Source organism: Nocardia sp. CA-084685, assembly GCF_050955785.1.
In the GTDB taxonomy this organism is placed as follows: domain Bacteria; phylum Actinomycetota; class Actinomycetes; order Mycobacteriales; family Mycobacteriaceae; genus Nocardia.
Window position 1 is genome coordinate 8984761 of record NZ_CP192094.1, and the last position, 13351, is coordinate 8998111.

Genomic DNA, 13351 nt, shown 5'->3' on the forward strand with positions numbered 1-13351 from the left:
CGCGATTCCCTGGATGACAGGGGCGGCATCCGGCTCGGTCATGCGCTTTCCCGCCGGGTCATGTCACCGACGCGCGTGGAACCGGCAGACGGCGCAGCAATTCGGTGATCACGTCCTCACCGCGGATCCGGCGCACCCACATCTCGGGACGCAAAGTGATGCGGTGCGCCATGGCCGGAACCGCCAGCGCCTTGACATCCTCGGGAATCACATAATCGCGCCCGAGCAACAGCGCGCGGGCCCGCGACATCTGCACCAGATCGAGTTCGGCGCGCGGACTCGCACCCACCTCGACCTGTGGATGCGCACGCGTCGCACCGGCCAGCGCGACCACATAACTGACCACATCCGGATGCACCGTGACGAATTCGACCGACTGCCGCATCTCGATCAGACCGTTCGCATCCACCACCTGCACCACCTGCGGTGTCGCCGAACCACGCTCCAACCGGCGGCGGATCATCTGGCGCTCGTCGTTCTCCGACAGATAACCCAGCCGCAGCTGCATGGCGAACCGGTCCAGCTGCGCTTCGGGCAGCGGATAGGTGCCCTCGTATTCGATCGGGTTATCGGTGGCCAGCACGACGAAAGGCTGTGGCAGCTGGAAGGTTTCACCGTCGATGCTGACCTGGCCCTCGGCCATCGCCTCCAGCAGCGCGGCCTGGGTCTTCGGCGGCGTGCGGTTGATCTCGTCGGCCAGCAATACATTGGTGAAGACCGGTCCGCGCCGGAAATTGAACCGGCCCGAGGACATGTCGTAGATGGTGGAGCCGAGCAGGTCGGCGGGGAGCAGGTCGGGCGTGAATTGCACGCGGGTGAATTCCAGGCCGAGCGCGGCCGCGAAGGACCTGGCGATGAGCGTCTTGCCGAGTCCGGGCAGATCCTCGATCAGGATGTGACCGCCGGAGAGTACGGCGATCATGATCAGTTGCAACTCATCCCGCTTGCCGACGATCACCCGGGAAAGTTCCCGGAGCACCGCCTCACTGCGCTGGATGGTCGCGTCCATCGGCACGGTCATATGTCTACTCGCACTCGCTCAAACCCATTCTCCTAAGACGACGAATTACATCTTCTGCAGGCAGCGCAGGATTTCGTCCAGCGCCGCCCGCCCCGGTGCGGGAGTCGTCTGATCCCGCAGTGCCGAGTTGGCCGGATCGACCCAGCGCCACAGCTCCGGACCGAACTGCAATATTCCGGCGGCCTCGGTCGCCTTGCGGTTCTTGGCGACTCGCAGGCCGGTGGACAACTCGAACTCCTTGGCCAGCAGCGGACGCAGATGCCGATCCCAGTCGGCTCGGGTGCCGTCCGCACGATCGGCCAGCATCTCCGCTCTGGCATGCCAGTGCCGCAGCATCTCCGCGGGACCGTTGTCGATGTCGTCCAGCCCGGTCTCGGTTTTCAAGGCCGACCGGCCGGTCAACGACCAGATGAGCTGAATCATGGCCAGCGCCACCGGAACTCCGGCGGCGATGAGCAAAGCGCCGCGGGCCTTGCCGAGCGTGATGAGCTCGATCAGCACGATGAGGATCAGCGCACCGATCACGATCGCGCGGTTCATACCATTTCCCCTTGGAGATCGGCCAGCACGATACGCAGCAGTTGTTCGGCCCGCATCCGCTGCCATTCCAGCATCGAATGCGGACTGAACCTGGCCTCCTCGAACAGCGCCACCAATTCTCGGGCCGACGCGTCGTGCAGTGCGCCGCGCTCGAAGGCCCTGGCCAGCACCTCCATTGGGGTATCCGAAGCCAGAGGTGCGGCCGCGCGATCGAAGGACAGCCCACGTTCCATCGCGACATAGCAGGCGATGATGGCCTCACGCGGGTCCTGGCCAGGCACATTCATCGCGGCCAAGCCCATCTCGGCCGCCCTGGCCAGCGAACCCGCGACCGTCGGCGCGGCCGGGGGCACCGAGACCGGCACCGCGCGGGGCCTGCGCTGCCCCGCCACCGCGACCACGATGAGTCCGATCATTGCCCCGCCGACCAGCACGGCGGCGGCGACAATGGCGACCAGTAGCGCCGTACCGGTGAGATGCTGCGTGGGTGCGGCATCGGGGGTCGGGGCGGTGACCGTCTCCTGCGGGGTATGGGTCGTGGTGGCGCGCGGCGCCGACGACGGCGTCGGTGCACCCTCGCGACCGAATCCGACGAAGAAGATCGCCGACGCCGCCGCGATGATCAAGGAGATGACCGCCAGCGCGGCCAGCACCAGTAGGCCGGTGCGGCCGAGCACTCCGTCCCTGCGCTCGGAATCACGATCCACCTCCGGCATGGCCAACGGCAGTCGATGCTGGCTGGCTATCACCCCGGCGACCAGGATCACCACCGATACCGTGAGCAGTACCGGCATCAATACCACCGAAATCGCCGATGGCACCGTGCGGTGATCGCCGGAATCATGGGCCCCGGGAATGTGGCCGCGCAGCGCGATCGCGGCACACGCCAGTAGCGTGATCAGCACGATCACGCGCGATATCGGCGCTCCCGCCCTGGCCACTTGCTACCACCACATCTGAGTACAGCTCTGAACAGGCACATAGTTACATGCCGAGTGGTCCGCTCGGGAGTGAATCGAATACTTACGATTGGCTCCTTTTTATCCGTAACCGGCCGTGCACTTACGTGGGTGCGTAGCTAGCCGAGCGTGACGGATTCGGGCTGACGGAGTTCACTGAGGCGGCTTGCGGTCCGTGCCAGGTCCGGGACGGCGGGGACGTCGGCCACCAGGTCCGATAGCGAGGTGCGGGCCTCGACGGTCAGTTCGAGATCGGCGTCGTAGAGCACGTCGACCAGATTGACCAAGCGCATTGCCCAGTCGGGTGGGACCTCGCGCAGGGCTGCGACATCGCGCAAGGTCCAGCGGCGAAAGCGGCGTGCGAGTTCGACGTAATCCGAGGCGGCGGTGGCGGTGCCGCACAGGGCCGCGAAGTCGAAGGTGATGGCCGAGCCGTCGATGGCGCTGGCGTGGATCTCGCGGGTGCCCGAGACAGCAACCCGTGCGGTGTCGACGTCCCCAGCGTCGCCGATGCGGTAACACCCCGACGCGAACCCACTGCCGCCGTGCGCGGCGCGGGTGCGGTAATCGAGTGAACCGTCGACCGAGACGGTATCCAGATGCGCGCGGATGCGCGCGATGGTCGGTAGAAAGCGGTCGTGGAACAGCGGGTTGGGCAGCAGCCGCTCGGGCGGGTAGTTCGAAGTCACCACCAGGACGATGCGGCGGGCGAACAGGGCGTCGAGCATGCGGGCGATCAACATGGCGTCGCCGATATCGTGCACGTGGAATTCGTCGAAGCAGACCAGTTCGACATGGCCCAACAGGTGGTCGATGGCCTTGTCGATGGAGCCCGATTCGTGTGCCACGACGTGCAATTGGGCGAAGAAATTGTGGAAGTGGAAGCGGCGCTTGCGGTTCGACGCTGCGCCCGCGAAGAAGTCGTCCATCAGCATTGTCTTACCGCGACCGGGTCTGCCGTGCAGGTAGAGGCCGCGATGCCGCTTTATCGGCCGGCCGCGCCGGTCGAGCAGTTCGAGCAAGCGCGCCCGAGCCCGGAGTTGGTCGGCATCCAGTGTGACGCTGTCTTCCATGGCACCCTCCTGATCCTCTACAGTTGTAGAGGATCAGCAGGTGCGGCCGCCAGAGAAGGTGATCATGTCCACAACCGACCGACGCGCGGCACTCGTCGATGCCGCCATAGATGTGATTGCCACCCAAGGCATTCGAGCGCTCACCCACCGCGCCCTCGATACCGCCCTCAGGCTGCCCGGTGGGTCGGCCTCCTATTACTTCCGCACCAAACGCGCGCTCATCGAGGCCATCACGGACCGGATCACCACCCGATCCCGCGACGACTTCACCGTCGCCGAATTCGCCCCTTCGGCATCCATCGAGCCCGAGGCCGTTGCCGCCGCCATAGCCAGCTGGCTCGACCAGCTACTCGTCGACCGTCGCCATCACCTGATCGTCCGGCATGCGCTGATCATCGATCTGATCGGCGACCAGGAGCTGCACCGGCGGCTGGCACACAGCCTGTTCTCGACCGAGCGGGCACGAGAGCTCTTCCACGCCTTGGGATTTTCCGATCCCGATGCGGCCGCCGCCGACTTCATCGCGGTGGTCGAAGGCGCGGTCTTCGACAGATTCGCGGGCGCTCGGGCACATATTCCGGCAGGCACCCGGGACAGCATCGATCAGCTCGCGGCCGTGCTGTCCCGCCAGCTCACCCCATAGCCCTGGTTACGACACCCAACCCCCCGCGGTAGGTCGTGCCCATCGTGCACCCCGTCCTGTCCGGCCATCTCATCCCGCAGCGCGGAGCTACTTCGCCCAGCCCAACTCGCTGTAGGGCGTACCCATCGTGAGCCCACGGATTCCGGTAGCGGAATAGCGGATCAGTGACTCCTCCGGCAGCGCATCGAGCGAAAACCATTGCAGCCCATAGCTCTTATCGGGCTCGCGATTCTCCGGCGCACCCGTCCAGCGCCGCACATGAAAGAACAGCCCGAGCCGGGCTTCGCGCCCGGAGCTGGTCACGTGCGCGGTATGCACCAGCCGCAGATCCGCCGGATCGATGACGACCCCGATCTCCTCCCCCGCCTCACGCGCGGCAGCGACGGTGGCTGATTCGCCGAACTCCAACTTCCCCGCGGGTAGATGCCACAGCCCATCGAATTCGTCGGCACTGCGCCGCCTGCTGAGCAACACCGCACCGTCATGGACGAGCAGGATGTGGACGTCGATCAGATGTCGATCGGCCATTCCGAACCTCTCACCGGACCTGGCACTCCGAGGGGCCTAATCGAACAATTGCACGAATTCGGCAACCGACAGGCCCGCATCGCGAATAATGCGCCGTAGCGTGCCAGGCTTGATATCGGCGCCGCGATGCACCGGCACAACGGTGAACCGCCCTTCCGGACTGCGCATCATATGATGGCTGCCGTTCACGCGGATCAGCCCGAACCCAGCTCGCTCGAGTGCCTTGATAACCCTGTCACCTGAAACCACTGGAAGCGACGGCATCAGGCGACATCCTGGACGATCGTCAAAACTGACGGCAGTCCGATCTCCTCCAGAACTAGTGTCACGGCTTCATGTAGGTCGGCAACCGCCTCATCCGGAGTCTGACCGACCCCGTGCGCGCCGCCGTTCGGAAAGACGGCGTGAGCACCCCAAGTACCGTCTTCCTCCTGCTCCAGTTCATATGGAATCTGGACCATCCGCTTCATATGTTCACTCTAACGGTAATAGGTGAGATCAACGTCCTCGTCCGACACCTATCGCGTTAACACCAACCCCGAGGTCGGGACGCCGGTGCCCGCGGTAACCAGGATGTTCTCCAAGTTGTCCACAGGGTTGACGGAGGTGCCGCGGATCTGCCGGACCGCCTCGGCGATCCCGTTCATACCGTGGATATAGGCCTCGCCGAGCTGTCCGCCGTGGGTATTGAGCGGCAAGCGGCCGCCGACTTCGATCGCGCCGTCGGCAATGAAATCCTTTGCCTCGCCGCGTCCGCAGAAACCGAGTTCCTCCAACTGCATGAGGACGAACGGGGTGAAGTGGTCGTAGAGGATGGCGGCCTGCATATCCTCTGGACGCAAACCGCTCTGTTCCCAGAGCTGATCGCCGACCAGTCCCATCTCCGGCAGTCCGGTGAGGGCATCGCGGTAGTAGCTGGTCATGACATACTGGTCCGCACCGGAACCCTGTGCGGCGGCGGCGATTACGGCCGGACGCTGCGGCAGATCCCGAGCACGCTCGACACTGGTGACCACGATCGCGACACCGCCGTCGGATTCCTGGCAGCAGTCGAGCAGATGCAGCGGTTCGGCGATCCAACGCGAATTCTGGTGGTCTTCCAGGGTGATCGGCTTGCCGTAGAAGAAGGCGGCCGGATTCACCGCGGCATGTTTGCGGTCGGCCACGGCGACGCGGCCGAAGTCCGCGCTCGTCGCGCCGTACACATGCATATACCGGCGCGCGACCATGGCCACCTGCGCGGCTGGTGTCCCCAACCCCTGTGGATAGGACCAGCCCGCATCGATGCCCGATGAAGTCGGCGCGGTGGCCAACGCGGTGGAGAACTGGCCGAAACGCGATACCGAACGCTCGTTGAAGGCGCGGTAAGCGACAACTACATCGGCGACGCCGGTGGCGACCGCCATGGCCGCCTGCTGAATGGTGGCGCAGGCCGCACCACCGCCATATCCGATATGGCTGAAGAACTTCAGCCGCGGAATACCGACCGCGCGTGCCACCGCCGCCTGGGTGTTGGTATCCATGGTGAAGGTGGTCAGGCCGTCCACATCGGCCGGTGTGAGGCCAGCGTCGGCGAGCGCCGCGGTGACCGCCTCTGCGGCCAGACGCAATTCGCTGCGGCCGGAGTCCTTGGAGAAGTCGGTGGCGCCGATGCCGACGATGGCGGCCCGGCCGGAAATCCCGGTGTTGCTGTCAGCGGTCATCATGGCCTCCGCAGTGCGATAACGGCTTTCGCCGTGATGTGGTCACCGAGGCTGTCGCGACCGACGACATCGATGTGGATGTCATCGCCATGGATCGCGGAGACGGTGCCGGAAAGCGTCAGGGTGTCACCGGCATACAGCGGCACACCCAGGCGCAGCGCGACCGATTTGACGATGGCGCGCGGTCCGGCCCAGTCGGTGACGAAGCGCTGTACCAGCCCGGTATCGGTGAGGATATTGACGAAGATGTCCTTGGAACCGCGGGCAACCGCCTTGTCCCTATCGTGGTGTACATCCTGAAAGTCCCTGGTGGCCAAGGCCGTACTGATCACGAAGGTCGGATCCGCGGTGATGACCAGCTCGGGCAGCACGGTGCCGACCTGCACGGTGGCCGGTTCGATGTAGGTCATGCGATCACCCGCCAGACCGGCAGCACGGCATCGTCGTCGAGCTTCTCGAATTCCACCTGCACCGGAAGACCGATCTTCACATCGGCCGGATCGACGCCGCGCAGCTCACCGAGCATCCGCACACCCTCCGCCAATTCGACCAGCGCGACCACGAAAGGCAATTGCCGCCCAGGCACTTTCGGCGCGTGATGCACGACGTAACTGAACACTTCGCCGCGCCCGGAAGCGATGACGTAGTCGGTCTGCTCCGACTTGTCCTGCCACAGCGCCGGAATCGGCGGATGCCGCAGCGTGCCGTCCGGTAGCCGCTGGATCCGCAACTCGCCGAGCTTGGTCCCCTCCCAGAAGAATTCGGTATCCCAAGAGACCAGCGGTTTGACCCGTTCGCCCGCAGGGGCTTTCGATGTGCCCGGCGCGAACTTCAGCAGCCGGAACAGCATTTCCGCGACGATCTCGTCACCGACGTGCCAGCTGGTCTGGAAGGTGACGAACCATCCCTCACCCAGCGCGGTCTTCTTCGGCCCGCGGATCTCGGAAAGCCTGCCGGTCACCGAGATCTGCTCGCCCACATTCACATACCGGTGATAGGTCTGCTGACAGTCGGTGGCGACGACGGAGGTGTAGCCCGCGCTGTCGAGCAGCTCGGTGACCTGCGCCATCGGATCATCGGATGGACGTGAACCCTTGAGCCCGAACATGGTCCACACCTGCGCCATGGCCGGTGGGGCCACGGTGCCTGGATGTCCGGCGGCACGCGCGGCGTCCTCGTCGACGTAGATCGGATTGCGGTCGCCGAGCGCCTCCACCCAGTTGTTGATCATCGGTTGGTTCACCGGGTCACGCCCGAGGCGTGGCGCGCAATCACCCGCCGCGATGATCTTCTCGGCGGCTTCGGTAATCGCTTCCGGAGTCATGGTTTCCGGCACGCGCGGCTCCTTGTCGTCGTGGCGTACCGCGCGAAGGCGCGCGGATTCATCGAGGGACCCGAGGCAGTTTCAGCCCGGAGGAGGCGACCAGTTCGCGCATCACCTCATTGACGCCGCCGCCGAAGGTCACCACCAGATTCTGTTTGGTTCTGCGGTCCAGCCAGGTCAGCAGTTCGGCGGTGTCCGGATCGGCCGGATCGCCGTAGTGCCCGACGACCTCCTCGGCCAGTCGGCCCGCCTCCTGCAGCGATTCGGTGGAATACACCTTGGTGGCCGAGGCATCGGCGATCACGGTGGCCTGGTCACCAGCGACGGTCGCGGCGACCTGCCAGTTCAACAGCTCGTTGAGCCGAGTCATGGCGTGGATGCGGCCGAGTGAGCGGCGCACATCGGCCTCGGCGAGCACACCGCGCGATTGCGCCCATGCGCGTACCCGGTCGTAGAGTTGTTCGATCTTGCCGGATGGGCCGAGGCTCACCCGCTCGTGGTTGAGCTGGGTGGTGATCAGCCGCCAGCCCTTGTTCTCCTCGCCCACCAGCATGTTGGCGGGCACCCGGACATTGTCGAAATAGGTGGCGTTGGTGTGGTGCGCACCGTCGCAGGTGATGATCGGAGTCCAGGAGTAGCCGGGATCGGTCGTGTCCACGATCAGGATCGTGATGCCACGGTGCCGCGATTCGACCGAGCCGGTCCGGCAGGCGAGCCAGATGTAATCGGCCTCATGCGCACCGGTGGTGAAGATCTTCTGCCCGTTGACGACCCAGTCCCCGGATTCGTCGCGCACCGCACTCGTGCGCAGCGCGGCGAGGTCGGTGCCCGCCTCCGGTTCGGAGTAGCCGATCGCGAAATGGACATCGCCGGAAAGGATTCCGGGCAGGAACTTGGCCTTCTGCTCGTCGGTGCCGAAGCTCTGCAGCGTCGGTCCGACGGTCAACAAAGTGACCAGCGGCAGCGGAACATCCGCGCGCACCGCCTCATTGAAGAAGATCTGCTGTTCCATCGGCCCGAAACCCTGGCCGCCGAACTCCTTCGGCCACCCGACACCGAGCCAACCGTCCGCACCCATCCGTCGCACCACCGCGCGGTAGGCATCACCGTGCCGGTTGATCGCCATCTCGGCCTCCTCTTCGGGAGTCACGAGATCGGCGAAGTACGTGCGCAATTCATCGCGCAGCTTGCGCTGCTCCGCGGTCAGGTCGATGAACATCTGGCCCCCAATCGATCGAGTCGCAATGATTCGCCGCCGAGCCAGCGGGCGATGTCCTTGGCCTGTGAGTAGTAGCGGTGCATCGGGTGGGTCACATCGACCCCGAGGCCACCGTGCAGGTGATGGCATTTCTGCATGGCGGCGGGCAGTTCCGAGGCCACGGTGTAGGCGAGCACATCGAGGTCGTCATCGATGCGCTCCTGATGCAGCGGTGTCGAATCCGGCTGTGCCAGTGCCCAGTTCGCCGAAACGGCGGCGGTGTGCAGGGTCCGCGAGACGACGTACACATCGGCGATCTGCTGTGCGACCGCCTGGAATTCGGCTAGCGGCCGATTGAACTGACGTCGGGTCCGCAGGTGCTCGGCCGTCAGCACCAGCGCACCTTTGAGCAGTCCGTCCGCGGTCGCGCCGATCGAGGCGATCGCCAGGCGGTGCAATTCAGCGATGCCGCCGGGCAGCAGCTGCTCGGCCGGAATCTCGACCTGGTCCAGTCGCACCGAACACTCTGGAATTTCACCGGAGGCCGGTGACGGCGTCAGGGTGAGCCCGGCTGAATCCGAATTCACCAGTGCGATGCCGGAATTCGTCGGAATCAAGAGCCAACGCGCCTGCTCCGCATACGGCACCGCCACCTTGTGACCGGTGACGCGCACGGTGTCGCCCTCGGAAACCGCGGTGGTCTCCGGCTTGACCACGAACGGGTTCGCACGCTCGCTCAGTGCGGCGGTGAGTACCGCGCCCTTGGCCAGCTCCGGATAGACCCGCTCGGCGACACTGTCCGGCAATGCGGCAAGCAGCGGCAATAGGCCGAAGCCGAGGGTCGGCAGTGCGGGCACCGCCACCGCTTCGGTGGCCAGTTCGGTCAAAAGGACCGAGACCTCCGGCAAGCCCATGCCGTCACCGCCGAACCGTTCCGGCAGCGCGAGCGAGAGCAGTCCGGTCTCGATCAGACTCGGCCACAGCTCGATATCGCGTGCCGGTTCACGCTCCAGCAAACTCACGACGACCTCGGCCACGGCATCCTGGCCCTCGTCCCGGGTGAAGTCCACGCTTTACTCCCAGTTGTTCGGTCGACTAGCTGTCGGCGTCGCGCGGCAGTCCGAGGATTCGCTCACCGGCCACGGTCAACAGAATCTGCTCGGTTCCACCAGCGATCGACAGACAGCGCGTGAGCAGGAACTCTTTTACCACCTCTGAGTCCTGCGCACCGGTTGGGCCTGCCGTCTCCACCGCGAATTCGGCCACTGCCTGGCGGTGGCGGACACCGACGAGTTTGCGCACACTGCTCTGCGCTCCCGGATCACCGCCCGCCAGCATTCGAACCGCGGCACGCTGTTCCAGCAATAATCCAGCGATCGCATCGGCGACGAAGCCGCCGAGCCGATCGTTCAATAGCTCCGCACCGGGCCCGGTGGCGGGCAGCTTGGCAATGAGCTCCTCGAGCACCGGCCCGACCCCATTGCCGCCCATGGCGACTCGTTCGGTCGACAGGGTGGAACGGGCGATCTTCCAGCCGTTGTTCAGCGCGCCGACCAGACAGTCGTCGGGCACGAACACATCGTCGAGGAAGACCTCGCTGAAGCGCGCCTCCCCGGTGATCTGCACCAGCGGACGCACCTCTAGTCCGGCGCTGCGCATATCGACGAGGAAATAGCTGATACCGCGATGCTTCGGTGCGTCCGGATCGGTGCGTGCCAGGCAGATCGCCCAGTTCGCCCGATCACCCAACGAGGTCCACACCTTCTGTCCGCGAAGCAACCAACCGCCGTCGACCTTCTTGGCGGTGGTGCGCAGCGCCGCCAGATCCGACCCGGCCTCCGGCTCACTGAACAGCTGACACCAGATCACCTCGCCGCGCAGCGTCGGCCAGGCGAAGCGGTCGATCTGCTCCTGCGTGCCGTGCTGCAGCAGGGTCGGAATGGCCCAGCCGCCGATCGCCAGATCCGGCGATTCCAGGCCCGCGCGCCGCAGTTCCTCCGAAATCACCAGGCCCGTCATGGGATTGGCACCACGCCCGTACGGTGCGGGCCAGTGCGGCATGGCGAGCCCGGCGTCGACCAGCGCATCGCGCTGCCGATCGACCGGCAGCGCGGCGATCGCGGCTACCTCCGCGGCCAGCTCGTTCGCATTGCTGTCGTCGAGTTCGACACCGGCTGTTTCCGATCCGCGATCCCCGCCGTGGTTCCGCGCCGCTGCGCCCTCCGGGTCCGTCGCTTGCGCCGCGGAGGCGAACACCCGATCCGCGCCGGTGGTCCGACGCTGCCCGGCCCGAGTCAGCTCGGTAACCCTGGCCCGCCAGCGCGCCGATCCACCGAGCAGCTGCCGCAGCGCGGTGGCCCGGCGCAGATAGAAGTGCGCGTCGTGCTCCCAGGTGAAACCGATGCCGCCGAGCACCTGGATGCAGTCCTTGGCGGTCTCGACCGCGGCATCCAGCGATATCGCGGCGGCGATGGCCGCCGCGATGGGCAGTTCCGCACCGCCCTCGTCGACGGCGGCCGCGGCATCGGCCGCGACAGAGCGGATCAGCTCCGCCCGGCACAGCATCCACGCGCAAATGTGTTTGAGCGCTTGGAAAGAGCCGATCTTGCGCCCGAATTGCTCACGCACCTTGGCGTATTCGACGGCGGTCTCCAGGCACCAGCCAGCCACACCGGCAAGTTCGGCCGAAACCAATACCGCGAGAAGCTCTTCCACCGCATGCGGCGACTCGAACACCCGGTCGGCGGGCACTCGTACCTCGGCGCAGTGCACACGCGCCAGTGGCGTACTCGGGTCAGCAGGGGCAAGCGCCTCGATGCGCAGACCGTCGGCATCGGGCCCGATCACGCACCAGCGCAACCCATCCGGAGTCCGCACCGGCAACAGCACCGAAGTGCCCGGCGCGGCGCCGAGCACCGATTCCCAGACACCCGTGAGCAACAACTCCTCGGATGCGGACGGTAAGCTCACCACGTCCCCGACAACGAAGTCGAGCGCGACCCCGCATGGCATATCCTCGGCGAGCGCGCCCGCGGTGACCAGGTTCGCCAATGCGGTGGACAGCACCGGCCCACCGACCAGATCGTGCGCCGCCTGCTCGACCAAAACCGCGAGGTCGGCGACCGATCCACCGTGGCCACCGGCCGCTTCGGCAATGGCGACCCGGAAAATTCCGAAGTCCGCCAACCCCGGCCAATACGCGCGCCAGAAGTCCGTCGGTTCGTCCCGCATTGTTGCAATCGGACGTACCGATCCGGCCCATCCGCGCATCGACTCCTGAACGGCTTTATGCTCGTCAGTGGTGGCGATGGTCACAGTCCGTACCGCCTTTCCGGCGTGACTCCCACACCTAGAACATGTTCTAATATCCTAGCTGGGCGGAAGTCAAGAGACGACCGATGCCCGTTGCCGGAATGCAGGAAAGGACTCTCATCAATGGCCAGTCCCTCCCGATCGCAGCCAGCCGATTCGAATGCGGCGGGGCGAGCATCGGCTACCGCGACGGTCACGACGCTGAGCGAGGACGAGCTCAGCTCGGCCGCGCAGCGGGAACGGCGTAAGCGAATTCTGGACGCGACGCTCGCACTGGCTTCCAAGGGCGGCTACGACGCGGTGCAGATGCGCGCGGTGGCCGAACGCGCCGATGTCGCGGTCGGCACGCTCTACCGGTATTTCCCGTCCAAGGTGCATCTGCTCGTTTCCGCGCTGTCGCGGGAATTCGAGCAGATCGAGGGCAAACGCAAGCCACTTGCCGGTCAGACGCCGAACGAACGCATGCATCTGCTGCTGACCCAGATCACTCGGATGATGCAGCGTGACCCATTGCTCACCGAGGCGATGACGCGGGCGTTCATGTTCGCCGATGCCTCGGCGGCCGCGGAGGTCGATCGCGTCGGCAAGGTGATGGACCGGGTATTCGCCAGGGCCATGAACGATGGCGAGCCCACCGAACGCCAGTTGGCGATCGCGCGGGTGATAAGCGATGTCTGGTTGTCGAATCTGGTCGCCTGGCTGACCAGACGCGCCTCTGCCACCGATGTGACCGAGCGACTGGAACTCACCGTGGATCTGCTCCTCGGCGACAACGGCGCCAACCGCTAGCGATCGCTTGCTGGCCGCTCGAAAAGGTCGGTAGCAAGCACCGATCAGCTCATGCTCGGCAAATCCACCGTGGCTCTCGCGCAGTATCAATCCGATCCGCCGACGTGAGCCTGCACACGCTGGTAGTTGTGTAAAAACGCGTCAGCTGGGCAGATCCAGTAAGGGGCGGCTGGGCGCGTGCGTAATCACGCGCACGCGACGCGGCACGCTTCGGTGCGGCAAATACAACACAGTATTGTCACGCGTGCCCCTGAAAAAACT

At 65.5% G+C, this 13351-nt stretch carries 15 protein-coding genes; 2 read left to right on the top strand and 13 right to left on the bottom strand.

Translation table 11 applies throughout. The features are described from left to right. Positions 1-58: 58 nt before the first annotated feature. The 4 genes from ACQP2U_RS39595 to zapE form a co-directional block, all read right to left on the bottom strand. Entirely contained in the window at positions 59-1021 is a 963-nt protein-coding gene (locus tag ACQP2U_RS39595) for an AAA family ATPase (RefSeq protein ID WP_433712279.1), read from the bottom strand. Between the two features lie 45 nt (positions 1022-1066). After that, complete coding sequence (locus tag ACQP2U_RS39600) at positions 1067-1561, bottom strand: hypothetical protein (protein WP_433712280.1); 495 nt, start codon at positions 1559-1561, stop codon at positions 1067-1069. Continuing rightward, a complete protein-coding gene (locus ACQP2U_RS39605; protein WP_433712281.1) occupies positions 1558-2502 on the bottom strand; it encodes a DUF4129 domain-containing protein in 945 nt (314 codons plus the stop codon). The genes ACQP2U_RS39600 and ACQP2U_RS39605 overlap by 4 nt, the downstream gene beginning before the upstream one ends. Before the next feature lie 137 nt (positions 2503-2639). Then, a complete protein-coding gene (gene zapE, locus ACQP2U_RS39610; RefSeq protein WP_433712283.1) occupies positions 2640-3593 on the bottom strand; it encodes a cell division protein ZapE in 954 nt (317 codons plus the stop codon). 64 nt (positions 3594-3657) lie between these two features. Between zapE and ACQP2U_RS39615 the strand changes: the two genes are divergently transcribed. Beyond that, the gene (locus ACQP2U_RS39615; protein WP_433712284.1) at positions 3658-4236 is read left to right on the top strand and encodes a TetR/AcrR family transcriptional regulator; all 579 of its coding nucleotides are present in this window, start codon (positions 3658-3660) and stop codon (positions 4234-4236) included. Between the two features lie 87 nt (positions 4237-4323). Here the strand turns inward: ACQP2U_RS39615 and ACQP2U_RS39620 are convergent, their stop codons facing one another. From ACQP2U_RS39620 to ACQP2U_RS39660, 9 genes are read right to left on the bottom strand one after another with little or no spacing between them, the layout of a single operon-like run. Continuing rightward, the gene (locus tag ACQP2U_RS39620; RefSeq protein ID WP_433712285.1) at positions 4324-4764 is read right to left on the bottom strand and encodes an NUDIX hydrolase; all 441 of its coding nucleotides are present in this window, start codon (positions 4762-4764) and stop codon (positions 4324-4326) included. A gap of 36 nt (positions 4765-4800) precedes the next feature. Further along, positions 4801-5028 (bottom strand): type II toxin-antitoxin system HicA family toxin, encoded by a 228-nt coding sequence (locus ACQP2U_RS39625; protein WP_433712286.1) that lies wholly within the window; start codon positions 5026-5028, stop codon positions 4801-4803. Next, complete coding sequence (locus tag ACQP2U_RS39630; protein ID WP_433712288.1) at positions 5028-5234, bottom strand: type II toxin-antitoxin system HicB family antitoxin; 207 nt, start codon at positions 5232-5234, stop codon at positions 5028-5030. The genes ACQP2U_RS39625 and ACQP2U_RS39630 overlap by 1 nt, the downstream gene beginning before the upstream one ends. 48 nt (positions 5235-5282) lie before the next feature. Then, a complete protein-coding gene (locus ACQP2U_RS39635; RefSeq protein ID WP_433712289.1) occupies positions 5283-6470 on the bottom strand; it encodes a lipid-transfer protein in 1188 nt (395 codons plus the stop codon). Next, positions 6467-6877 carry a MaoC family dehydratase gene (locus tag ACQP2U_RS39640; protein WP_433712290.1) on the bottom strand — a complete coding sequence of 137 codons (411 nt, stop codon included), beginning with the start codon at positions 6875-6877 and terminating at the stop codon, positions 6467-6469. The genes ACQP2U_RS39635 and ACQP2U_RS39640 overlap by 4 nt, the downstream gene beginning before the upstream one ends. Beyond that, complete coding sequence (locus ACQP2U_RS39645) at positions 6874-7791, bottom strand: bifunctional MaoC family dehydratase N-terminal/OB-fold nucleic acid binding domain-containing protein (RefSeq protein WP_433716736.1); 918 nt, start codon at positions 7789-7791, stop codon at positions 6874-6876. The genes ACQP2U_RS39640 and ACQP2U_RS39645 overlap by 4 nt, the downstream gene beginning before the upstream one ends. A 58-nt stretch (positions 7792-7849) precedes the next feature. Next, positions 7850-9010, bottom strand: a complete 1161-nt coding sequence (locus ACQP2U_RS39650) for an acyl-CoA dehydrogenase family protein (RefSeq protein ID WP_433712292.1) — start codon at positions 9008-9010, stop codon at positions 7850-7852. Continuing rightward, complete coding sequence (locus ACQP2U_RS39655) at positions 8995-10059, bottom strand: acyl-CoA dehydrogenase family protein (protein WP_433712294.1); 1065 nt, start codon at positions 10057-10059, stop codon at positions 8995-8997. The genes ACQP2U_RS39650 and ACQP2U_RS39655 overlap by 16 nt, the downstream gene beginning before the upstream one ends. A gap of 25 nt (positions 10060-10084) precedes the next feature. After that, positions 10085-12259, bottom strand: a complete 2175-nt coding sequence (locus tag ACQP2U_RS39660; RefSeq protein WP_433716737.1) for an acyl-CoA dehydrogenase family protein — start codon at positions 12257-12259, stop codon at positions 10085-10087. Positions 12260-12424: 165 nt separating this feature from the next. Here ACQP2U_RS39660 and kstR point away from each other — a divergent pair, with 165 nt between their 5' ends. Further along, complete coding sequence (kstR, locus tag ACQP2U_RS39665) at positions 12425-13090, top strand: cholesterol catabolism transcriptional regulator KstR (RefSeq protein ID WP_364357558.1); 666 nt, start codon at positions 12425-12427, stop codon at positions 13088-13090. Positions 13091-13351: the final 261 nt, after the last annotated feature.